At 52.5% G+C, this 23,839-nt stretch carries 20 protein-coding genes and 1 pseudogene; 7 read left to right on the top strand and 14 right to left on the bottom strand.

From position 1 onward, the window contains the following. Positions 1-15: 15 nt before the first annotated feature. Positions 16-876, top strand: coding sequence for a helix-turn-helix transcriptional regulator (locus tag OGY04_RS01590; protein WP_048227745.1), 861 nt, complete (start codon positions 16-18; stop codon positions 874-876). Here the strand turns inward: OGY04_RS01590 and OGY04_RS01585 are convergent. The 5 genes from OGY04_RS01585 to OGY04_RS01565 form a co-directional block, all read right to left on the bottom strand. Beyond that, positions 863-1,219: a PTS fructose-like transporter subunit IIB gene (locus OGY04_RS01585; RefSeq protein ID WP_048215171.1), complete on the bottom strand. Its 357-nt coding sequence runs from the start codon at positions 1,217-1,219 to the stop codon at positions 863-865. The two genes, OGY04_RS01590 and OGY04_RS01585, sit on opposite strands and share 14 nt — an antisense overlap. A gap of 1 nt (position 1,220) precedes the next feature. Continuing rightward, entirely contained in the window at positions 1,221-2,099 is an 879-nt protein-coding gene (locus OGY04_RS01580) for a [formate-C-acetyltransferase]-activating enzyme (protein WP_208744817.1), read from the bottom strand. Further along, positions 2,065-4,362 carry a formate C-acetyltransferase gene (locus tag OGY04_RS01575; protein ID WP_032945638.1) on the bottom strand — a complete coding sequence of 766 codons (2,298 nt, stop codon included), beginning with the start codon at positions 4,360-4,362 and terminating at the stop codon, positions 2,065-2,067. Before OGY04_RS01575 ends, OGY04_RS01580 begins: the two co-directional genes overlap by 35 nt. Before the next feature lie 101 nt (positions 4,363-4,463). Then, positions 4,464-4,784: a PTS fructose-like transporter subunit IIB gene (locus OGY04_RS01570; RefSeq protein WP_003825151.1), complete on the bottom strand. Its 321-nt coding sequence runs from the start codon at positions 4,782-4,784 to the stop codon at positions 4,464-4,466. Positions 4,785-4,798: 14 nt separating this feature from the next. Further along, the gene (locus tag OGY04_RS01565; protein WP_286584654.1) at positions 4,799-5,878 is read right to left on the bottom strand and encodes a PTS fructose transporter subunit EIIC; all 1,080 of its coding nucleotides are present in this window, start codon (positions 5,876-5,878) and stop codon (positions 4,799-4,801) included. A gap of 308 nt (positions 5,879-6,186) precedes the next feature. On the opposite strand from OGY04_RS01565, the gene ptsP reads away from it, so the two are divergent. The 3 genes from ptsP to gldA are packed head-to-tail and all read left to right on the top strand — an operon-like array spanning position 6,187 to position 10,479. Next, a complete protein-coding gene (ptsP, locus tag OGY04_RS01560) occupies positions 6,187-8,688 on the top strand; it encodes a phosphoenolpyruvate--protein phosphotransferase (protein ID WP_048227754.1) in 2,502 nt (833 codons plus the stop codon). A 15-nt stretch (positions 8,689-8,703) separates the two neighbouring features. After that, a complete protein-coding gene (gene fsa, locus OGY04_RS01555) occupies positions 8,704-9,366 on the top strand; it encodes a fructose-6-phosphate aldolase (RefSeq protein WP_003825157.1) in 663 nt (220 codons plus the stop codon). Positions 9,367-9,378: 12 nt separating this feature from the next. Beyond that, positions 9,379-10,479, top strand: a complete 1,101-nt coding sequence (gene gldA / locus OGY04_RS01550) for a bifunctional L-1,2-propanediol dehydrogenase/glycerol dehydrogenase (RefSeq protein WP_286584653.1) — start codon at positions 9,379-9,381, stop codon at positions 10,477-10,479. 86 nt (positions 10,480-10,565) lie between these two features. Here the strand turns inward: gldA and katG are convergent, their stop codons facing one another. The 3 genes from katG to OGY04_RS01535 form a co-directional block, all read right to left on the bottom strand. Then, positions 10,566-12,746, bottom strand: a complete 2,181-nt coding sequence (gene katG / locus OGY04_RS01545) for a catalase/peroxidase HPI (protein ID WP_048237076.1) — start codon at positions 12,744-12,746, stop codon at positions 10,566-10,568. Between the two features lie 168 nt (positions 12,747-12,914). Further along, entirely contained in the window at positions 12,915-13,802 is an 888-nt protein-coding gene (gene metF / locus OGY04_RS01540; protein WP_060683062.1) for a methylenetetrahydrofolate reductase, read from the bottom strand. 157 nt (positions 13,803-13,959) lie between these two features. Next, positions 13,960-14,868, bottom strand: a complete 909-nt coding sequence (locus OGY04_RS01535; protein ID WP_060683061.1) for a LysR family transcriptional regulator — start codon at positions 14,866-14,868, stop codon at positions 13,960-13,962. 89 nt (positions 14,869-14,957) lie between these two features. Between OGY04_RS01535 and OGY04_RS01530 the strand changes: the two genes are divergently transcribed. Continuing rightward, positions 14,958-15,335 (top strand): carboxymuconolactone decarboxylase family protein, encoded by a 378-nt coding sequence (locus tag OGY04_RS01530; RefSeq protein ID WP_048227742.1) that lies wholly within the window; start codon positions 14,958-14,960, stop codon positions 15,333-15,335. A 38-nt stretch (positions 15,336-15,373) separates the two neighbouring features. Here the strand turns inward: OGY04_RS01530 and OGY04_RS01525 are convergent. Next, a pseudogene (locus OGY04_RS01525) lies at positions 15,374-16,369 on the bottom strand (bifunctional metallophosphatase/5'-nucleotidase); the annotation flags it as partial. A 58-nt stretch (positions 16,370-16,427) separates the two neighbouring features. Here OGY04_RS01525 and OGY04_RS01520 point away from each other — a divergent pair. After that, positions 16,428-16,661 (top strand): hypothetical protein, encoded by a 234-nt coding sequence (locus tag OGY04_RS01520; protein WP_048215181.1) that lies wholly within the window; start codon positions 16,428-16,430, stop codon positions 16,659-16,661. 44 nt (positions 16,662-16,705) lie between these two features. Here the strand turns inward: OGY04_RS01520 and OGY04_RS01515 are convergent, their stop codons facing one another. Both OGY04_RS01515 and metB read right to left on the bottom strand, forming a co-directional pair. Then, a complete protein-coding gene (locus OGY04_RS01515; protein ID WP_286584650.1) occupies positions 16,706-19,138 on the bottom strand; it encodes a bifunctional aspartate kinase/homoserine dehydrogenase II in 2,433 nt (810 codons plus the stop codon). 2 nt (positions 19,139-19,140) lie between these two features. Further along, a complete protein-coding gene (metB, locus tag OGY04_RS01510) occupies positions 19,141-20,301 on the bottom strand; it encodes a cystathionine gamma-synthase (protein WP_003028818.1) in 1,161 nt (386 codons plus the stop codon). Positions 20,302-20,566: 265 nt separating this feature from the next. On the opposite strand from metB, the gene metJ reads away from it, so the two are divergent. Then, positions 20,567-20,884, top strand: a complete 318-nt coding sequence (gene metJ / locus OGY04_RS01505) for a met regulon transcriptional regulator MetJ (RefSeq protein WP_003825168.1) — start codon at positions 20,567-20,569, stop codon at positions 20,882-20,884. Between the two features lie 58 nt (positions 20,885-20,942). Here the strand turns inward: metJ and OGY04_RS01500 are convergent, their stop codons facing one another. From OGY04_RS01500 to rpmE, 3 genes are all read right to left on the bottom strand, one after another. Then, a complete protein-coding gene (locus tag OGY04_RS01500) occupies positions 20,943-22,367 on the bottom strand; it encodes an MFS transporter (protein ID WP_032945626.1) in 1,425 nt (474 codons plus the stop codon). 78 nt (positions 22,368-22,445) lie between these two features. Continuing rightward, on the bottom strand, positions 22,446-23,126 hold the full coding sequence (locus OGY04_RS01495; RefSeq protein WP_003825173.1) for an oligogalacturonate-specific porin KdgM family protein: 681 nt from the start codon (positions 23,124-23,126) through the stop codon (positions 22,446-22,448). A 338-nt stretch (positions 23,127-23,464) separates the two neighbouring features. Then, positions 23,465-23,677: a 50S ribosomal protein L31 gene (rpmE, locus tag OGY04_RS01490; RefSeq protein ID WP_008787040.1), complete on the bottom strand. Its 213-nt coding sequence runs from the start codon at positions 23,675-23,677 to the stop codon at positions 23,465-23,467. Positions 23,678-23,839: the final 162 nt, after the last annotated feature.

Genomic DNA, 23,839 nt, shown 5'->3' with positions numbered 1-23,839 from the left:
CTGCAAGGGATTAACATGTATCACGACATCAGCCACCTGCTCTCTCGCCTGATCAACGGCCCCACACCGCTGCGGCAGATTTACTTTGCCAGCACCAGTAGCTCAACGCCGGAACTGGCGTATCAGGTCGATTTTCCCCGACTAGAGATTGTGCTGGAAGGTGAATTCACCGATAATGGTGTTGCTGGCACATCCGCGACGTTACAGCCTTGCGATGCCTTGTTCGTTCCGGCTGGTGGCTGGAACTTTCCACAGTGGCTCACACCGGTGACCACGCTCAGTATCTTATTTGGCAAACAGCAACTGGGTTTTAGCATCGTTCAGTGGGACGGTAAGCAATATCAAAACCTTACCCGCCAGCACGTCGCGCGGCGTGGACCGCGTGTTGGCTCATTCCTGCTGCAAACGCTCAATGAAATGCAGATGCAGCCGCAGGAGCAGCAAACCGCCAGGCTAATCGTTGCAAGCTTACTGAGCCACTGCCGCGATCTGCTCGGCAGCCAGATCCAAACCGCATCACGCAGCCAGGCGCTTTTCGAAGCCATTCGCAACTATATTGACGAACGCTACGCTTCACCGCTCACCCGAGAATCCGTCGCGCAGGCGTTCTACATATCACCCAATTATCTTTCCCACCTTTTTCAAAAAACGGGCGCTATCGGTTTTAACGAATACCTGAACCACACGCGACTGGAACACGCAAAAACGCTGTTGAAGGGTTACGAATTGAAGATTAAAGAGGTGGCGCACATTTGTGGGTTTGTTGACAGCAACTACTTCTGCCGCCTGTTTCGCAAAAATACCGAACGTTCACCATCAGAATACCGTCGGCAGTACCACAGCCAATTGACGGAGAAAGAAGCTAATCCAGAGTAAGATGTGTGTGCTGTGGCGCTGAAAGCAGCTTTCGTACGGCGCTCATCACCCGCTGCGGCTCACGCAGAAATGCGCTAATGCCCGACTGAACGTATCGGCTCTGCGTAAAACGCTCTGCTCCTGCCAGTTCAATATCAGTAATGAGCAACACCACATCAGCGCGGTTAATATCCTCTTCCATCAGGCGATTTTCGGTTCCCAATGCCCCTTGAGTTTCGATCTTGATGCTCCATTTTTCCTGCTGGCAGAGTTTCTCCAGCCGCTCAGCTGCCATATAGGTATGGGCCACGCCGCTTACGCACGCGGTGACAGCAACCAGATATCGTACAGGTGCGATGGTCATACTATCCTCCTACTGTTACCTGAAATCCGGCGCATTCTGCCATCTTACGTATAATATCCACCTCTTGCGCCGTCGGTACGGGCACTTCTTTCATCAACCAGGGCAAACCGAGCAGGCTGTATTTGGGCTCGCCATATTGATGAAACGGTAGCAGGTGTACCTGTTTTATGCCTAGTGATGACAACATCGTCAACACATGCTGCGTGTTATCTGAATTCATCGTAAAGCCCGGAATCAGCGGCAGGCGAGGTATGACATTAACCCCTTCCTCCACCAATAGCCGTAAATTCGCCAGTACACGCGGTAGGTTCATGTTGATGACCTCACGAGCCAGATCTCCATCCATTATTTTGAGGTCGAACAACACCTCATCACACTCTTTTGCCAGCGATAACAAGCGACCGGCCGGCGCATCGCCAGCCGTTTCAATTGCACAGCGCACATCCCAGCGCCGCAGACGTTGCAGGAACCGTGTGGCAAAGGGCGCTTGCATCAGCACTTCACCGCCGGAAAGCGTTACCCCCCCACCAGAAGAACGAAAGAAAATATCATCTTTCATCACTTCACGTTCCAGATCGTCCAACGTGATATCACGACCAATACGTTCAAATGCCCCAGAGGGACACTCGTCGGCATCACGCAGACAGGGTGTACAGTGCAGACATTTACTCTCCCGCCGTACCGTTTCAATACGTGGCGAGAGTGATTCCGGGTTAGCACACCAAGGGCAGGTATGCGGACAGCCTTTAAAAAAGACGACCGTACGAATACCCTGCCCATCATTCAGTGAGTAACGCTGAATGTTGAATATACGCGCGACTTCCTCGCCACGAGGGTCAATTACCTCACAGTTGATGCGCGGTGCGGCGAATGATGTCATCCTGGATCTCCTTCGACAACTCGACAAAGAAGGCGCTGTAACCCGCCACGCGCACCACCAGCCCGGTGAAATCCTGCGGGCGCTGCTGAGCTTCGCGCAATGTGTCGGCATTCACCACGTTAAACTGGATATGCTGGAGTTTGAGCTGGGTAAATGCCCGCAGAAAATCCGCCAGCTTGCGTAAACCGGCCTCACCTTCCAGTGTGGCTGGCGTAAACTTCACGTTCAGCAACGTCCCATTGGAAAGCAGTGTGTTATCCAGCTTGCTGACCGACTTCAATACCGCCGTCGGTCCTTGCATATCCTGTCCCAGCATCGGCGACAGCCCCCCATCTGCCAGTTGCTCCCCGGCTAAGCGGCCATCCGGTGTTGCCCCAACGACCGAACCCAGCGGCACGTGTGCAGAGACGGTATACGAACCCGGCGTAAATTGCCCGCCGCGCGGATTCTGGTATTTCTCTACCTCTTTGCAGTAATGACGTAGCAGTTCGGCGCTAATGTTATCTACATCATCGATATCGTTGCCGTATTTTTCGAAGCGATTGATCAGCCTGGCGCGAACTTTCTCGCCTTCCGGGGTAGCAAAGTTATCTTTTAGCACCGACAAAAGTTCATCAAAAGATAAGCGCTGTTGTTCGAATACCAGCCCATTGAGCGCATGCAGCGAATCGCTCAGGTTTGCAATACCGATCCCCTGTACGCCGGAGAAGTTATAACGCGCACCGCCGTCGGTAATATCGCACCCTTTATCCAGACAGTCGCTAATAAACGAGGAGAGCAGCGGCACCGGCGCCCAGTCGCGGTGACCGATATCGCAGATATTACTGCCCTCCACCATCAACGTGATGTAGTGGCTGATTTTGGCACGAATATGCGCCAGGAGATCGTCGTACGTCAGAGTGCGGTTGCCTTCGTTCTCATGCAGACAAATTTCCATCACTTTCAGCAGATTAAACATAGCGATATCGTGCAAACCGTATGTTCTGCCTGGAATAGACAGCTCGACACAGCCTACTACCGCGTAATCCCGCGCATCTTCCAGCGAAACACCGCGATTCAGAAACGCGGGCACCACCACTTCATCGTTAAAGATTTGCGGGATGCCGGTACCAAGGCGAATGGTCTGTGCTGTTTTCATCAGGAACGGTGTATCGATCAATGCATTCGTGCGCACACCGAGGTTTGGTTGTGGTAGCTGTACGTTCTGATACGCATCAAGACAGAGGAAAGACAATACATTTACCGCACTACGACCATTCTCCGTCAATCCCCCCAGTAGCGCGGTGTAGCCTGTTGGGAAGCCAGCGAAGTAGCGCGCACTGCTGGTGGATCGCAGCAGTACGATGTCATTACATTTCACCCATAGGGATTCGAGGATCTCTTGTAAGAATGCTGGGTCTTCCCCCTGCGTCAGCGAAGCCTGATAAAACGGCAGCATATACTGGTCGAAGCGTCCAAGTGAAAGAGAACTGGCGTTGGATTCATATTGCAAAATAATGTTCATGTACCAGAACAGCTGACATGCCTGCCAGAAGGTTTGCGGCTTGCTTTGGGCGTTATGCCGAGAGTTTTCAGCAATCGTCAGTAATTCCTGGCGTCGCTGCGCATCCGGGCAGCTTTCCGCCATCTTCTCTGCCAGCATAGCGTAACGCAGAATATGGTTTTGCGAAGCCTCAAGCAGCAGCAGCGCAGCCTGATAAAAGTGATTCTCCGGCTGCTGCAGACAATGCGCTCGCATCTGCGCTACCAGTTCGCCAAGCCCATGATTCAACAGGCGTGGATAATCAATAATGATATGTCCCTGACCTTTGTCAGTCTGGTTAATGCTAAAAATCTGGGTACTGACGGCAGCTTTAACCTCATCGGTCATCTGACCGTTGATGAAATCTTTCATCGACCGCTTTTCCCAGTACGGATACAGCACATCGCGATAGAGATGTTTATCCTCTTCGCTGATGTCAAAACGGTCCTGCGGACGGGTTGGAAACTGCTCCAGCTCTTTAAGCAGCCAGTAAGGATCCATTTCCGGTGACATAATGCCCGCACGCGGTTTAACAGTACGGTTTCCGGCAATCAGTTCCTCATCACGAATCGAAATCTCAACGTGCTCAAGAATATATGCGGTGGCTTTCGCCCGACGCAGAATAACCGGCTCTCCCTCCGTCTGCTGGTGGCTGGCGGTATATAACAGTGCACGTTCAAGCGAAATTTCACGGTTGTTCTGAAACAGAGCGGTTTTTAAACGTTGGATACGGTTCGTCATGAGGAACTCCTGCGGGAATAGTTGCCTGATGGCGCTACGCTTATCAGGCCTACGCATCTGTAGGCCGGATAAGGCGAAGCCGCCATCCGGCAAACAAACGGTTAAGCGGTTTGCGCCAGATGCGCGCCAATCTTGTTCATGATGGCGTCGGCACGTTTCACTGCATCGCTGATGTTGACGCGAACGATAGTTTTGCCCGCAAAACGTTCTTCAAATTTAATACCAATGTCCTTGGTCAGAATGACCATGTCGGCTTCCGCCACATCCGCCGCGGTCAGTTCGTTTTCCAGACCGATCGAACCCTGAGTCTCAACCTTTACTTGCCAACCTTTAGCTTTAGCGGCGCTTTCCAGCGCTTCGGCTGCCATATAGGTGTGGGCAACGCCAGAAGGACATGCGGTTACTGCGATAATCTTGGTCATGACTCATTCCTCACTTAATTCATTTCAAAATCTAAATCCAGGTCATCTTCTTTCTGATCGACCTGAGACACTTTTTTCCGCGCCAGACTTTTCAGTACGTTAACGCACACGGCGGTCACTACAGCACCAACGGCAACCGCCGCGATATAACCCAGTTTTCCTTCCACTACAGGCAGAACAATCAGCCCGCCCCAGCCGGCATAACACTGCGCACCAAACAGGGCGGCGGTTACCGTGCCACAGGCGGAACCCACCATAATCGATGGAATGACACGCAGCGGATCGGCTGCAGCAAACGGAATCGCGCCTTCCGTTACGCCAACGCAGCCCATTACCAGCGCAGCTTTACCGGCTTCGCGTTCTTCAGAAGAGAAATTCTTACGACCAATCAGCGTCGCTAAACCTAAACCCAGCGGCGGTACGCAGATCCCTACTGCGGCGATTGCCACGACGGTATAAACCCCCTGCGCCACGCAAATCAGCATGAAGGCGTAGGCAACTTTGTTAACTGGCCCTCCCATATCGAAGGCCAACATCAGTCCCATAATTACCGCCAGCAGCACAATGCTGCCCTGCTGCATACCCTGCAGCCACTCGGTCAGGCTAGTGGTTAACGCGCCAACAGGCTCCCCCAGCCCCCACATCATGATGCCTGCGGTGATAAAAGTGCCGACGATGGGAATAACGAAGATAGGCATTACCGAACGCAACACCTTATGTACGGGGATCTTCTTCAGATAATGGACAACGATACCGCCAATAATCCCAGCAATTAATGCGCCAAAGAAACCTGCACCGAAGCTGTTTCCCACCCATGCGCCAATCGCACAAGGGGCCAGAGCAGAACGTTCAGCGATGGAATAGCCGATATAAGCAGCAAGAAATGGCACCATCAAAGTCAACCCGGCGACGCCAATATCAAACAGCTTTTTAAGATTAGGATCGGTCGCAGCATCCGGTACCGCGCCTTTGCCATACAGCATGACGGAGACAGCCAGCAAAATACCGCCCGCTACTACGAAGGGGATCATATGCGAAACACCGGTCATCAGGTGCTGACGAGTATTTTTCAGGATTTGTACCAACTCTTTCATAAGTCGCTCCCGGGCTGCCTAAAGCCCATATCCATAAACTTGTTGCGGAAAACAATAGGCAATCTGACGCGACGCAAACAGTGGATAAAAAGGCCATTTGCTGGACTTTTGTAATGTCAGTACAAAAATGCGATCCGCCTCATAACTTGCAGTTTCTCGGAATTTATAGTGGATACGCTGACTTGTGAGGGATGTCTCACTTTGATAGTTACATTACATTTATCCAGTTTTTGGCAGATTTGTCACATGGCAGGCTCAGGCGTTGCCCTTTTATCCTGTAGCGAGAAATCGTTATGGGAGATGAGGCTATGGCCCTGATTGTGGAATTTACCTGTGAGCTACCCAATGGCGTACATGCACGCCCGGCAAGCCACATAGAAACGCAGTGCAACACCTTTACCTCACACATTGAGTGGCACAACCTGCGTACCGAACGTAAGGGCAACGCTAAGAGCGCACTATCGTTGATTGGCACCGATACTCTGGCAGGTGATAGCTGCCAGTTGCTGATTTCCGGTACAGATGAACAGGCAGCCCACCAGCATCTGAGCCAATGGTTACGAAATGAATTTCCGCACTGCGATGCACCGCTAGCGGAAGCCAAAAACAACGAGCTGGAGCCACTTCCGGCATCGCTCACCCATTTAAATCCACAGCTTTTCCGCGCTCGCACCGTCTGCAGCGGCAGCGCAGGAGGCGTTCTGAGTCTGCTTTCTTCGCTGGATCTTAACGCGCTCAGTAACCTTCCATCCGCTCAAGATATTGAAACCGAGCAAGCGGCACTGGATAACGGTTTAACGCTGTTGATGAAAAATATTGAGTTTCGATTACTCGACAGCGACGGCGCTACCAGTGCGATTCTGGAAGCACACCGCTCGCTGGCAAGCGACCTCTCACTGCGCCAGCACCTGCTCGCTGGCGTATCACGCGGGTTAAGCTGCGCCCAGGCGGTTGTCGAAAGTGCCGGACATTTTTGTGATGAATTCGCCCGTTCAAGCAGCAGTTATTTACAGGAGCGTGCACTGGATGTACGCGATGTTTGCTTCCAGCTTCTGCAGCAAATTTATGGGGAACAGCGCTTCCCTGCACCGGGAAAACTGACCCAGCCTACGGTTTGCATGGCGGATGAGCTAACACCGAGCCAGTTCCTCGAACTGGACAAAACATTGCTGAAAGGCTTGCTGTTAAAAAGCGGTGGTACTACGTCACACACGGTGATTCTCGCCCGGTCATTCAACATCCCTACGCTGGTTGGCGTAGATATTGAATCTTTGATGCCATGGCTACAGCAAACGGTTTATATCGATGGTAACGCAGGAGCAGTCGTCGTTGCCCCTGATGAATCCATCGTACGTTATTATCAGCAAGAAGCCCGTATCCAGGATGCCATTCGGGAACAGCAACGTATCTGGCTGACCCAGGAGGCACGCACGGCTGATGGAATCCGTATGGAAGTCGCCGCCAACATCGCCCACTCCGTGGAAGCACAAGCAGCCTTTAGTAACGGTGCGGAAGCGGTTGGCCTGTTCCGTACGGAAATGCTGTATATGGACCGTACCTGCGCCCCGGATGAGAACGAGCTATACAACATTTTCTGCCAGGCGCTGGAACCCGCAAAGGGACGCAGCATTATTGTACGCACCATGGATATCGGCGGTGATAAACCCGTTGATTATCTGAATATTCCTGCTGAGACCAACCCATTTCTCGGTTATCGCGCGGTGCGTATTTATGAAGAATATGCCACGTTGTTTACTACGCAACTGCGATCGATCCTGCGCGCCTCAGCGCACGGTAGCCTGAAAATCATGATCCCAATGATCTCCTCGATGGAAGAGATCCTGTGGGTCAAAGAGAAACTGGCAGAAGCCAAGCAGCAACTGCGAAGTGAACACATTCCGTTTGATGAGAAGATCCAGCTCGGTATTATGCTGGAGGTTCCGTCTGTGATGTTCATCATTGACCAATGCTGTGAAGAGATTGATTTCTTTAGTATTGGCAGCAATGACCTGACGCAATACCTGCTGGCGGTCGACCGTGACAACGCCAAAGTTACCCGCCACTACAACAGCCTGAATCCGGCCTTCCTGCGCGCGCTGGATTACGCCGTGCAGGCAGTACATCGGCAGGGGAAATGGATTGGCCTGTGCGGCGAACTGGGTGCCAAAGGTTCGGTGCTGCCATTGCTGGTGGGACTGGGTCTGGACGAAATCAGTATGAGCGCTCCCTCCATTCCCGCCGCCAAAGCACGGATGGCGCAACTCGACAGCCGTGCCTGCCGTCAATTGCTGAATCAAGCGATGGCTTGTCGAACCTCGCTGGAGGTCGAACATCTGCTGGCCCAGTTCCGCATGACCCAACAGGATACGCCTCTGGTTACCGCCGAATGCATCACACTGGACAGCGACTGGCGCAGTAAAGAAGAGGTCATCAAAGGGATGACCGACAACCTCCTGCTGGCAGGCCGTTGTCGCTATCCACGTAAACTGGAAGCAGACCTGTGGGCACGCGAAGCCGTCTTCTCTACCGGATTAGGTTTTAGCTTCGCCATTCCACACAGCAAATCCGAACATATTGAGCAGTCCACCATCAGCGTAGCTCGCCTGCAAGCGCCGGTACGTTGGGGTGATGATGATGCACAGTTCATTATTATGCTGACGCTCAACAAACATGCCGCTGGCGATCAGCATATGCGTATTTTCTCGCGTCTGGCGCGCCGCATTATGCATGAAGAATTCCGTAACGCGCTGGTTAGTGCCGCCTCAGCCGACGCTATCGCCAGCCTGTTGCAACATGAACTTGAACTTTAAAGAGGATGTTTTTGTATGGAACTTTACCTTGATACCGCCAACGTCGCGGAAGTTGAACGTCTGGCACGCATCTTCCCTATCGCGGGTGTTACCACCAACCCAAGCATTGTGGCGGCAAGCAAAGAATCTATCTGGGATGTACTGCCACGCCTGCAAAACGCCATCGGCGAAGAGGGTATTTTGTTTGCCCAAACCATGAGCCGAGACGCACAGGGCATGGTGGAAGAAGCCAAACGCCTGAGCAACGCGGTGCCTGGTCTGGTAGTGAAAATCCCGGTGACATCCGAAGGTCTGGCCGCGATTAAGATGCTGAAAAAAGAGGGTATCACCACGCTGGGAACCGCCGTATACAGTGCATCTCAGGGGCTACTGGCTGCGCTGGCAGGAGCTAAATATATCGCGCCTTACGTTAACCGTATCGACGCACAGGGCGGCGACGGGATTCGCACAGTACAGGAACTGCAAACGTTACTGGAGCTGCATGCGCCAAACAGCATGGTACTGGCAGCCAGCTTTAAAACCCCGCGTCAGGCGCTGGATTGCTTACTGGCAGGATGTGAAGCTATCACCCTGCCATTAGACGTAGCGCAACAAATGCTCAATACCCCTGCGGTAGAGTCAGCAATAGAGAAGTTTGAGCAGGACTGGAACAACGCATTTGGTCACATCAACCTGTGAGGGAAATAAAGTATGGATCGCATTATTCAATCACCTGGTAAGTACATCCAGGGTGCCGATGTTATTACCCGTCTTGGTAGCTACCTCAAACCACTGGCAGAACGCTGGCTGGTCGTTGGGGACAAGTTTGTCTTAGGCTTTGCCCAGGGCGCACTGGAAAAAAGCTTCCAGGATGCCGGACTGGCGCTGGAAATTGCACCGTTTGGCGGCGAATGTTCACAAAACGAAATCGACCGTCTGCGCGGCGTAGCGGAAAAAGCGCAGTGTGGCGCAGTACTTGGTATTGGCGGCGGTAAAACGCTGGATACCGCCAAAGCGCTGGCGCACTTTATGGGCGTGCCTGTCGCCATTGCCCCAACCATCGCCTCTACCGATGCGCCGTGCAGCGCGCTGTCCGTCATTTACACCGATGCCGGTGAATTCGATCGCTATCTGCTGCTGCCCAACAACCCGGACAGGGTCATTGTGGATACCAAAATTGTCGCGGGCGCACCGGCGCGTCTGTTAGCTGCGGGTATTGGCGATGCGCTGGCAACCTGGTTCGAAGCACGTGCCTGTTCACGCAGCGGCGCAACCACCATGGCGGGCGGTCAGTGTACTCAGGCGGCGCTGGCGCTGGCAGAGCTGTGCTTTAATACGCTGATCGAAGAAGGCGAAAAAGCGATGCTGGCAGCCGAGCAGCACGTGGTGACACCAGCACTGGAACGTGTTATTGAAGCCAACACCTATCTGAGTGGCGTCGGTTTTGAAAGCGGTGGTCTGGCAGCGGCTCACGCCATTCATAACGGTCTGACCGCAATCCCGGATGCGCATCACTACTATCACGGCGAGAAAGTGGCGTTTGGTACGCTGACGCAGCTGGTGCTGGAAAACGCACCGGTCGATGAAATTGAAACCGTTGCCGCGTTGTGCCATTCCGTTGGCCTGCCGATTACCCTGGCGCAACTGGACATCAAACAGGATATCCCGGCGAAAATGCGCATTGTGGCTGAGGCCTGTGCCGAAGGCGAAACCATCCACAACATGCCTGGCGGCGCGACGCCGGACCAGGTGTATGCCGCCCTGCTGGTGGCTGATCAGTACGGTCAACGTTACCTGCAAGAGTGGGAATAACCTGCAAACAGAAAATCCCCGCAATCGCGGGGATTTTTTTATTCATACTATGCCGGATACGCACAAGCGACATCCGGCATTATCTGTTACAGCAGATCGAAACGATCCAGGTTCATCACTTTCACCCATGCGGCAACGAAATCTCTCACGAACTTCTCGTGAGCATCGCTGCAGGCATAAACTTCAGCCACTGCGCGCAGTACGGAGTTAGAACCGAACACCAGATCGGCGCGGGTTGCCGTGTATTTTACTTCACCGCTCAGACGGTCACGACCTTCGAACAGCTCTTTTGACTCATCAACCGCCTTCCACTCATGGCGCATATCCAGCAGATTGACGAAGAAGTCAGTGCTGAGCACGCCAGGACGATCGGTAAAGACGCCATGCTGGCTGCCGTCGAAGTTGGTGCCCAGTACGCGCATACCGCCCACCAGCACGGTCATTTCCGGTGCGGTCAGCGTCAGTTGCTGCGCTTTATCAATCAGCAGCGACTCGGTGGTCGATACGTCAGGACGGGAGCGGTAGTTACGGAAGCCATCGGCGATCGGCTCAAGCAGTTCAAACATCTCAATATCCGTTTGGTCCTGACGCGCATCCACGCGGCCCGGCGCAAAAGGTACTTTAATGCTGACACCCGCAGCGCTAGCCGCCTGCTCTATACCGACAACACCGGCCAGCACGATAATATCGGCTAACGAAGCGGTATGGGCTGACTTATAAATGCCTTCCAGCACAGGCAGTACGCGTGCCGCGGTAGCATTCACATCCCAGCCACGCTGTGGGTCCAGCGCCAGACGCGCACCGTTAGCGCCGCCACGTTTATCCCCACCGCGGAACGTTGATGCCGAAGCCCACGCTACCGATACCAGTTCGCCCACGGACAACCCGGAAGCGGCAATGGTCGCCTTCAGTTTCAGGATATCTTCTTCGCTTGGGTTAAAGAACGCATGCGGCAGCGGGTCTTGCCAAATCAGATCTTCTTTTGGCACTTCCGGTCCGATGTAACGTGCTTTTGGCCCCATATCACGGTGCGTCAGCTTAAACCATGCGCGGGCAAATGCTTCGTTGAAGGCCTGCGGATCGTTCAGGAAACGACGGGAGATCTTCTCGAACTCCGGATCGAAACGCAGCGTCAGGTCGGTAACCAACATTGTTGGCTTACGTTTTTTCGACGGATCGAACGGATCGGGGATAATTTCCGGTGCGTCAACCGCTTCAAATTGAATCGCACCTGCCGGACTGCGGGTTTGTACCCATTCATATTTGAACAGGTTCTCGAAGAAATAGTTGCTCCATTGGGTCGGCGTCTGCGTCCAGACCACTTCCAGACCGGAAGTAATTGCGTCTGCACCCGCGCCGCTGCCGTAGCTGCTGGCCCAGCCCAGGCCCTGCGCTTCAATTGGTGCGGATTCTGGATCGGCGCCTACGTGCGAAGCCGGTGCTGCACCATGGGTTTTACCCAACGTATGACCGCCGCCAATCAGCGCTACGGTTTCTTCGTCGTTCATACCCATGTTACCGAAGGTCGCGCGAATAGCCGCGGCCGCAGAGAGCGGTTCGCCGCTATGGTCCGGCCCTTCCGGGTTCACATAGATAAGGCCCATTTCGGTTGCGCCCAGCGGCGCTTTTGCCAGTTCTTCCGGATGACGGTGGGTCAGCCAGGCTTTTTCATCACCCCAGTTTACGTCGAGATCCGGTTCCCAGACGTCTTCACGACCGGCACCGAAGCCGAAAGTGCGGAAGCCTGAGTTTTCCAGCGCCACGTTACCCGCAAGGATAAACAGGTCGGCCCAGGAAATTTTCTGGCCATATTTCTGCTTGATTGGCCAAAGCAGACGACGCGCTTTATCCAGGCTGACGTTGTCCGGCCAGGAGTTCAGTGGTGCAAAACGCTGCTGTCCGCGACCCGCGCCACCGCGTCCATCGATGGAGCGATAGGTCCCTGCACCGTGCCATGCCATGCGGATAAATAATCCGGCATAGGTTCCCCAGTCAGCGGGCCACCACGGTTGAGATTCGGACAGAAGGGCTCTGAGATCCCCTTTCAGGGCAGAATAGTCGAGTTTGCTAAACTCTTTACGGTAGTCGAAGTCCTCACCCAGCGGGTTAGAACGGTTGGAATGTTGGTTTAAAAGATCTACACGGAGTTGATTGGGCCACCAGTCGCGGTTGTTCGTTCCTGCTCCCGCACTCTGATCGTGACCGCCCTGATGAAAAGGACACTTACCGGCAGTTGATGCGTTTTGGCTATCGTCGGACATGCTCATCTATATGCTCCCTTTACAGTGTTCTGACTACGATATACACCACCAGAGATAAGATATAGTCGAAAAAACCCACAGATTCGATAGCTAATTCCTTTTATATTTAAAGTTACAGAGATGTAGATCAAAATGATCAATAAAAAGCCCTCCGTAGAGGGCTGGGGCATCTGTTTAATTCGGTCTTACACCCAGTGTGTGACAAATAGCGTAGCTCATCTCGGCACGGTTAAGGGTATAGAAGTGAAAATCTTTCACCCCTTCGCGACTGAGGATTTTCACCATGTCCATAGCGATGTTTGCACCTACCAGCTTGCGGGTTTCCGCATCATCATCCAGACCATCAAACATGGTCGACATCCAGGAAGGGATACGAACATTGGTCATATCGGCAAATTTTTTCGCCTGTTTAAAGTTGGAGACTGGCAGGATACCCGGAATAATTTCCACATCGATTCCCGCAGACACGCAGCGATCGCGAAAGCGCAGATAGCTTTCCACATCGAAGAAAAACTGAGTAATGGCGCGGTTTGCACCGGCATCAACCTTACGCTTCAGGTTCAGCAAATCGGCCTGAGCGCTCTTCGCTTCTGGGTGTACTTCCGGATAAGCCGCAACGGAGATATCAAAGTCCGCAACGTCTTTCAGCAGAGCCACCAGGTCAGAGGCATACATATCCGGTTTACCGCTTCCCGGCGGCAAGTCACCGCGCAGAGCAACAATATGACGAATACCGTTATTCCAGTAGTCCTGAGCAATGGTCCGCAGCTCATCGCGGGTAGCATCAATACAGGTCAGGTGCGGAGCCGCTTCAAGGCCAGTGCGATCCTTAATGCCTTTAATAATGCTGTGCGTACGGTCGCGCTCACCAGAGTTTGCACCATAGGTGACTGAAACAAACTTCGGCTTCAGGCTGCTCAGGCGATCGATGGAGTTCCACAGGGTTTGCTCCATTTCACTGGTGCGCGGCGGGAAAAACTCAAACGAAACGTTAATCTGACCCTGTACTTCCGCCAGGCTCTGATTCAGGGCTTCCCGCTGGTTGGCGTGAAAAAAGCTCATACCTTACCTCATCAATCTTTTGTCGTTATATGTTGTGTTGTGAACTGCTATACGTTTAGACGTCTAGATGTAAAAATGACGGAAAAGCATGCTGGCGTCAACACAAAAATCATCGTTAAAGGTGAGGAATACTCAGCCAACGTGAAAAAAATTCACATCAGCCTGAAATGATGAGGGATTGCGTCACGACCGTCTGCAGCCACGCTAATTTTGTTACGTTCTCAGGCAGCATCAGCAACCCCATGCTAATACGCAACTCGGTATCGGTAAGAGGAAGGAATATCACGCCCTGACGCTGGATCGCGGAAAAGGAGGCCGGAATCAGGCTCAGGCCGTCACCCTGCGCGATCCGCGCCAGCAGCACGTCATGTTCCAGCGGCTCTTCAATACAGGCAGGCGAGTAACCCGCACGACGAAAAATGTGTCGGGTGTAATCAAAGAAGGCAGGGTTACGTTCGCGTTTGAACCAGAACAGCGGTCGGTGGCTCAGCGCGGTTAATGAGAGTGACGACAGTGCCGCTTCTGCCCACTGCGCGGGTAAGGCGGCAATCATCGATTCTTGCCAGCCAAGCGGCGTGACGCTAAGCCCCGAAGTTTCAAGCGGTAGTGCCACCAGAGCGGCATCCAGTTTGCCCCGACGCACCTGGCGCGCCAGTTCAGGCGAACCATGCCGGACAATATGTAGCTTCTGTATGCGCATATTAAGCCGGGACTCAAGCGCCGTAAAGACACCCTGCTCAAACGCCGTACTTAGCCCTAAGCGCAGAGATTGCTCCCCCGTTTTCACTAACTGACCCAGCGCCGCCCAGGTTTTATCCTGTAGCGCCAATAGCGGGCGTACGATTTCAAGTACGCGTTGGCCATCCTCCGTCAGCGTAAGCCCACGGGTATGACGGACAAAAAGCGTCACTCCCAGGCGTTCTTCAAGCTGGCGAATGTGGCGACTCAGCGGCGGCTGCGACATAAACAAGCGCTGCGCCGCCCGGCTCATATTGTTCTCTTCCGCTACTACGGAAAAGTAACGCAGCAGGCGAATGTCCAGAGAGTGCAAAGACGATGTTGTCATACCGAAAAGGTATCACGGAAACGGTATTATCCCAATCATTCCGCACGCCCTATCCTCACACTACAAACCACACGAAAGAGGAAGGAATGATGCCTTCAGAACGCTTTATTACCGGTCAGGAGATGTTGCAAAAAGTGGATGGTAAAGGGGGCGATGCGGTCGTCGAAAGTCTGCAGGATATTGCGCCAGACTTCGCCCAATACCTGATTGAATTTCCTTTTGGCGACATCTATTCAAGGCCGGGGCTGGATTTACGCAGTAGAGAAATCGCTACCGTCGCGGCATTAACTGCGCTGGGTAACGCCGCACCGCAGTTGAAAGTGCATATTGGCGCGGCATTACACGTGGGTTTAACGCAGGATGAGATCATTGAAGTGATTATGCAGATGGCCGTATATGCTGGCTTCCCCGCGGCACTCAACGGCTTGTTCGCCGCAAAAGAGGTGTTTGCCTCCCACAAAGGCTAAAACAACAGGCCAGCGGAATATCTGCTGGCCTGACCTCACTACGGTTTCACATCTTCCACACGCATGCCTTTGAGTTGCTCATCCGTCAGCGTATTTCCCGCTTTGAAATAATCAACGACAGCATTAGAGACATAGTAACCGCCGGATGTGTTACGCGCTTTACCTTCGGTGAATGCCGTAAAACCATCACCGCCGTCTGCCAGGAAGCTATTGGTGGCAATGTGATAAACCACAGCGTCCTCAATTGGCTTACCGTTAAGCGTCAATACGGTGACCCGCTGGCCAACCGGTTTGCTGCTGTCATACTTCATCTCCAGTCCTTTGGACACCTGCAATACGCCGTTGCTTAAACCCGCGCCGTGCTCCATCAGGCTACGTAACTGCTTCCCGGTGAGATCCATGGTTGCCAGCTCGTTCGGAAACGGGAAGGTGCTAATGACGGCACCCATCGTGATAGCACCCGCCGGAATTTCATTCCGGATGCCGCCCGAGTTAGTGAGTGCTAACTGGGTATCTTTGCCCGCCGCAGCCAGCAATGCATCTGCCGCCAGATTTCCCAGGGAAGAAGATTCACCGTAAGCACGCGTCAGCTCAACCGGAGAGTTGGCTACCGTTTGTTGTACCACTTTATCGAGCTTTTTATTCCAGCCATCAATGACCTGTTTCGTTTGCGGGTCTGGCTGCCACTCATCAGCAAAAATGGTCTTCAGTTCGAAGTTCTTAACGGTAAATTGATGCGGTTTTTGCTGGTAATCCAGCACCAGTTTACCCACATCAATACCGCCGCTGTCGGTGGAGAGAATTAAGGTATTACCGACTTTAATCGGCTCCGGCGTGCCCACATGCGCATGGCCGGTGATCAGGATATCCAGCCCCTGCACCTGGCCTGCGGTCTGGATATATTTATCCAGCGCACGGCGCACATCGGTGCCCCCCAGACTGGACTGACGTGCTGGCGTACCTTCGTGGATGAGTGCCACGGTGAGATCGACTTTGCCTTTAAGCTCATCGATATAGCGTTGCAACCACTTAACCTATCAGGGATGGTGGCAAAATGAGTGACAAATCTGACAACGAGGCGATACGCGTAAAATGGTGTGTTTGTTAACGCAGGGGCGTGTTGAAGAAGGCGCGTCAAAAACTCTGGCGGCAAGCCATCATTTTCTCGCCTGGTTGCGGCAGCAGACGGAATTTCAGCAAAGCCCCCGCTACTCCGCCCATTCGGTATTTCAGACGATAAGGACGCTGGTAGATCAATACAACGCCCTGATCACCCAGCACGATTTGCCCGGTGGTGCTGCCGCTTACCGGGCCTACGATTCATGAAATATGTAGGCCGGATAAGCGTAAGCGTCATCCGGCAACAAAAACTACAGCAGCTGCGCCAGACGGTTGATGTCTGACTGAATAGCGCCGGCTGTGACGTCACGACCTGCGCCCGGTCCACGGATCACCAGCGGGTTATCGCGATACCAGCGGCTTTCAATAGCGAATACGTTATCGCACGGCAGCAGCGCCGCCAGCGGGTGTTCAGGACGAACCGCCTCAACACCAACGCGCGCTTTACCGTTAGCATCAAAACGCGCCACATAGCGTAGCACCAGCCCCATTTCACGCGCCGCTTCCAGACGCTGCACCATCTGCTCGTTCAGCTCATCACCATTCTCAAAGAAATGGTCAATAGAGCCTTCTTCACAGTGCGCAGGCACCAGCGATTCCACGCGAACCTGGTCCGGTTCGATGTCGTAACCTGCTTCACGCGCCAGAATCACCAGCTTACGCATCACATCTTTGCCGGAAAGATCTACGCGCGGATCGGGTTCAGTCAGCCCCTGTTGCCACGCCTGATCCACCAGATCGGTGAACGGGACCGTGCCATCAAATTGCAGGAACAACCACGACAACGTACCGGAGAAGATCCCGCTGATCGACAGAATGGTATCTCCGCTATCAATCAGATCGCGCACGGTATGATTGATCGGCAAGCCTGCGCCTACGGTAGCGTTATACAGCCAGTGGCGACCGGTTTTTTCAAAAGCATCATGAATTTGGCGATAATTATGACTGCTGCTTGCCCCCGCCAGTTTGTTGGCGCTGATAACGTGGAAACCATGGCTGGCAAAATCCAGATACTGATCCGCAAGTTGCTCGCTGGCAGTTACGTCCAGCACCACTAAATCATCATACGGGTGAGCACGCATCCACAGGAATAGAGACTCTTCATCCTGCTCTACTGCCTCGTCATCAAAGAAAGCTAACGCGCGGCTGGCATCCAGCCCTTCGTAATTCAGCAGGCTACGACGGCTATCAACCACACCCGCCAGCACAAACTCTAATCCGGTGCGCGCCGAGAGCGTGCTCTGCTCGCGAGCGAACAGCTCCAGCCAGCGTGAGCCGATGTTGCCTTTGCCGAAAAGCACCAGACCAATGCGTTTTTCCGCGCGGAAAATAGACTGATGCAGACCCTGAATCAGGCTCTCTGTTGGCCCAGTACGCAGTACCGCGACCAGGCTGATACCCTCTTCCGATTGCCAGGTGAATTCAACCGGCTGACCTTTCAACTGTTGCCAAAAACGGTGGCAATGCAGCGGATTACGGGTGACGCCCGCCCCGACCATCGCCACCAGCGCCAGCCCCTGGCGCAGACGCAGCTCGCCTGGCAGACCAGCTTCATCAAGAATTTTCAGTGCGCCGTCAGCAACTTCGGAGGTATAGCAAAATTGCAGCAGTTGGCGGTCAGGATGCACACCCACTGCCAGCGGACGCACCTGGGTACGTTTTAAAACCTGATCAATCTCTTTATAAGCCAGCTTAAAGTCCTGACCAGTCGGAACCAAAAACTCAATCAGGCAGACGTCATCATGACTGGTCACAATACGCGCCCCGGTACCGGAGGCCAGTACGCGTTCAATGCGCGTTGAACCCTGCTCCGGCGTATAGCTACAACGCAGTTGGAGATCGATATCGCTACCGGAAACCGGCTGTAAGGTACGGGCATGGAGAACCGGTGCCGCCAGACGCGCCAGCTCGCTGGCTTCATCCAGACGCAGCAGCGGCAGCAAACAGGCGTCTTTTACTTTACGCGGGTCCGCGCTGTAAACCCCGGCGACATCGCTCCAGATAGTTACGCGAGAAACGCCCGCCAGCGCGCCAACCTGCGTCGCCGAGTAGTCGGAGCCGTTACGCCCCAGCAGGACCGTTTCACCGGCATTGCTGCGGCTAATAAAGCCGGTAACCACCAGCCGTTTACCCGGATGCTGCGCCAGCAGTTGCTGTAGCAGCGGGTAAGAAAGACCTTCATCTACCTGCGGCTGGGCACCGCGTTCAGCACGTAAAAAATCGCGCGCATCCAGCCAGGCTGACTCCAGCCCCTGTTGGTTAAGGACCGCAGACATCAAACGCGCGGACCATACCTCACCATGCCCAACAACCTCAGCATAGACGGCATCGTTCACGCCGCTGTCGAGTAATCCAGCCAGACGCTCCAGATCTTGAATAAACGCGCCAATTAGTCCATCCGCTATATCAGGCGGTAACAAACCGCTGATAAGCTCGCTCTGATAGCGACGTAACGCCTGTTGAACCTGATGCGCAGAAAGGCGATCGGTCTGGCTTAATTTCAGCCAGCTAATCAACTGGTTAGTGGTACTGCCTGCGGCTGAAACAACCATCATGTCATCAGGCTGCGAGTACTCCGCCATAATGCCTGCGACACGCAGATAACATTTCACGTCTGCCAGACTACTACCACCAAATTTGTGCAGTTGACGACCCTTCGCCCCTGCCTGCGCAATCACACTCATGTTTACCCCTTGTTTGCAGCCCGGAAGCCATTTTCCAGGTCGGCAATTAAATCTTCGCCATCTTCAATACCGGTGGAGATACGCAGCAGCGTTTCGGAAATTCCGGCAGCAGCACGCGCTTCTGGCGCCATGCCCGCGTGTGTCATGGTTGCGGCGTGGGAGATCAGACTTTCAACACCCCCTAACGATTCCGCCAGCGTAAACAATGACAACCCGCCAAGGAAGCGGCGCAGCGTTTGCTCATCACCATCCAGTTCAAAACTTAACATCGCACCAAAGCCTTTTTGCTGACGCGCGGCAATCTCATGGCCCTGATTATCCGGCAATGACGGGTGATACAATTTTTTCACCAGCGGCTGAGTTTGCAGATAATCGACTATCGCCTGAGCATTACGTTGCGCCACCTCCATTCGAGGAGACAGAGTACGCAGGCCGCGCAACAGCAGATAACTATCAAACGCGCCGCCGGTCACACCAATATTATTCGCCCACCATGCCAGTTCAGTGACCGTTTCCGGATCTTTCGCTATCACAACACCAGCCACCACATCTGAGTGACCGTTTAAATATTTCGTGCATGAATGCAACACCAGATCGGCGCCCAATGCCAGTGGATTTTGCAATGCCGGGCTTAAAAAAGTGTTGTCGACCACGCTGACCGCGCCAGCTTCACGCGCCAGCTGGCAGATTTTCGCAATATCCACCACGCGCAGCAGCGGGTTGCTTGGGCTTTCTACCAGCACCAGCTTCGGTTTTTCCGCCAATGCGGCCTGCAATGCCTGCTCATCTCCTTGATCGACAAACAGGACCCGGTAACAGCCACGCTTTGCCAGACTGTCAAACAGTCGGTAGCTCCCGCCGTAGCAGTCATGTGGTGCGACCAGCAGATCGCCTGGCTTGAGGAAGACCGTGGTTACCAAATGAATCGCCGACATGCCAGTATTGGTCAGCACAGCACCTGCACCGCCTTCCAGTTCCGCCAGCGCACGCTGAACAACATCGCGCGTTGGGTTGCCGCGACGCGAATAGTCATGGGCGCGAGGTTCATTAAATCCGGTAAAGTTATAGGTGCTGGAGAGGTGAATCGGCGGGACAACGCAACCGTACTGTTCGTCGTCATTTAACCCGCTACGCACTGCGATGGTGGCCTGTTTACGCGTCATATTGAGGAGATCCTGGCTGAGTCGGTGAAAAGTCAGACACCAGAGTAATCATAGTTACGATAGCCGTCAATACATCTGGACATCTAAACTTCTTTGCGTATAGATTGAGCAAACTGGAAATAGCCGTTAAAATTATATGCATTAGCGTACATCTGCGTCGGCTTACTTCGTGTCAGGGCCACGCCACTACGATAAACTACGCGCAATTATGGTCCGGGCTCAGGTTCTGGCCTCAATATTAATGACGAAGAGGATTAGGTATCTCATGGCTGAATGGAGCGGCGAATATATCAGCCCATACGCTGAGCACGGTAAGAAGAGTGAGCAAGTCAAAAAAATTACGGTTTCCATTCCTCTGAAGGTGTTAAAAATCCTTACCGATGAACGCACGCGTCGTCAGGTGAACAACCTGCGCCACGCCACCAACAGCGAACTGCTGTGTGAAGCGTTTCTGCATGCTTTTACTGGGCAACCCTTACCCAACGATGACGACCTGCGTAAAGAACGCAGTGATGAAATCCCGGAAGAAGCAAAGGTAATCATGCGTGAACTGGGTATCAACCCGGAAACGTGGGAATACTGATAGTTAGAACAGCAATGGGCGTGTAGAGGCGGGAATGCTCCCGCCTTTTCTCACAGTGTTACTTACTAATACCATTGAGTTTATTCAATGTTTCTTCCATTTTGAGCGTTTCCGTACGGTTCAATGGATAGAAATAAATCAGAATGACCGCCGCCAAAAACAGGCATAGCGCCGGCAAGAGATTCGCCATCGTATAAATATTTTCCTGCACAATGCTGGTTTGCACTGCACCACCTGTTGACGATGATTGATAGCCAATGATAGCCAACATAAAGCCACCAATCGCCCCTGCGCATGCCTGACCAACCTTGCGCGCAAAGAAGTTCACACCATAAACCGTGCCATCCTCGCGATCGCCAGTGACATACTGATGGTAGTCACAAACATCAGTCATAAACGCCCAAATCATCAGGTTGAATAACCCTGCACCCAGCGTCGCCAGGAACAAGAAAACCAGATAGACCTTTGCATCCGTAATGTGGACAAAGTACATAATCACATACATGACCACGGCAAAAAGCAACGCGCCTACGCTGGCTTCTTTTTTACCAAACCGCTTCGTGAGCCAGGATGCCGATGGCGCCAGCAAAACCAGGGAACCAAAGGTAAACAGCAACGCGACTGACATCGCCTCTTTATTGTGGAAATAGTCATTAAACAGGTAAGTCATGTTGGTACCGGACAACCCCTGATTAATTACAATCAGCAAATCCACAACCACTAAAACAATCAGCGCCTTATTGCGTGCCAGTCCCTTCAGCAACACCGAAACGGGCATGCTCTCTTTTCTCTCCACGCGCACGCGCTCCGTCGTTAAATGACAGGTCAAGGATAAAAAGATCAAGCCCAGCACTGCGCAACCAATGGAAATCCAGAAGAAGTGTTGCCCGGAAATCACCTGGCTTCCATCCACCAGGGTGGTGTACATCAGGATTGGAATGAAAAAGCCAGTTGCCCCACCGCCAATTGCTGACCCAACGCTACGCCAGGTTGAAAGCGATACACGATCTTCAGGATTCGAGCTAATCGCCGCAGACATAGCGCCGTACGGAATACTCACGGTAGATAACAGCGAACCGTAAATGAAATAGGAGCAGCAGATGTAGATGATTTTCGCCGTATAAGAAAAATCATTCACAAACGGCAGGAACAGGACAACCGCAATGATGCAAAATGGATACTTCATGCGACGCACCCACGGGTTGAAACGTCCATGTACCGTCAGTTTAGAGGTATCGCATAAGCGCCCTACACCAACATCAACGAACGCATCAAAGAGTTTGGTCACAAAATAGAGTGAGCCAACAATAACGCCGGAAATACCGAGGACGTTAGTGTAATAAATCATTAAAAAACTATTAACTAAGCCAAGAATAAAACAGGTTCCGAGGTCACCACATAAATAACCAATTTTATCTCTAATTCCGAAAGGCCTGACAGCAGTGGTTTCATTATTTCCGATAATAGTTCCATCATTAGACATGATGTCAACTCCTTAGACATATTATTCACACAAACTATGCTTATCGACGTAATCAGCCGATACGAAAACTATTACCGATTAAAAGTTATAACCAAGACCGACACGATAACGGGTCTGACGATCGTCTGTCGTTGTTGTGTTATAACCCGAGGAAACGTTGCCAACCTCAACAAATGGAACCCAGGAGCCTAATTTGTACGCCACGCGGAAGTTATATTCATAATCATCTTTCCGGTTGTTATATAAATCTTCGCTATCGGCAATTTTATAAATACCATTTAGCTCAAACATCCAGTCATTGACGTTATAACCAAGCCAGGCTTCCGGACGATAGACCATGCGGTCATCTTTGCCGTCAGTGTTTCTGCGCATGTACTCCTGACGATAGCGGAACGCGGTCCACCAGTTGTCGTTGATGTTGTACTGCACGCGGATATAAGGCTTATAAATCGCGATATTATCGCCCGTTTCGATCGCAATGCCGGGCTGCCAGACAAGACCCTGCCAGGTGAACTGATAGCTTGCGGTATACTCGTTGCCGTTACTTTCCATATTATTCCACGCATCATTTGACTGCGTGTTTTCGGAACGAGAAATGGCTTCTACTGCCACACCAAAACCCGTGGCAAAACGGTGAGACATATACACACGATCGTAATTACGTCCATCGTCATAATATTCATGTCGGTAATCAACATAACCCGCCTGTGCGGCCGCAGAGAATAATGGAATCAGTAATAACGCAGATTTAAATTTCATGACAATCCCTCTTCACACTCAACAACGGAAATAATCCATCTCGTTTGTCCATAAAATGGGAAAACAAAAAGGCTTTTAGATTAATTTTATATTTCCACGAAAGTGTATTTTAGAAAGAAAGCAGAAACCTTTGGTATTTTGCCAGGAACTGCTAAAAATGGCAAAAGACAGAAGATAAAAAGGACGCAGATCACCAGTTGCAATATTTTATCGAAAAAATAAAACACCGTTTTATTTATTAAATAAAATAGATTATTCAATACATCAATATATATTTCAGTTCTGAAGCGCAGAAACAAAAAAAGCGCCATAAGGCGCTTTTTTCTGACAGCTGAAACTTACTTGCTGCCTGGGATGCTGAAACGCTTGTTGAAGCGATCAACACGGCCACCGGTAGCAACATCACGCTGCTTGCCAGTATAGAACGGGTGGCACTGACCGCACACGTCCAGGTTCAGATCGTGACCGACGGTAGAGCGGATTTTCATGACGTTACCGCAAGAGCAGTTTGCAGTAATTTCTTCGTATTTCGGGTGAATATCTTTTTTCATGGGAAAACCTCGGTTTAAGGCCGCGTCGCTCTTCCAGCCCTAACGCCAGACACCACGCGATGTTAATTATTCCCCGTCACCTTTCACGCTGCATCAACAGCCTGAAACTCTCGGGTAATGGTCATTGTTTGACGCAATCAATTTGCATCAAAGGCGGCGAAT

It is taken from the genome of Citrobacter sp. Cpo091, assembly GCF_030332645.1.
Classification (GTDB): Bacteria; Pseudomonadota; Gammaproteobacteria; order Enterobacterales; family Enterobacteriaceae; genus Citrobacter; species Citrobacter portucalensis.
This window is presented reverse-complemented; position numbering and strand designations above follow the sequence as displayed.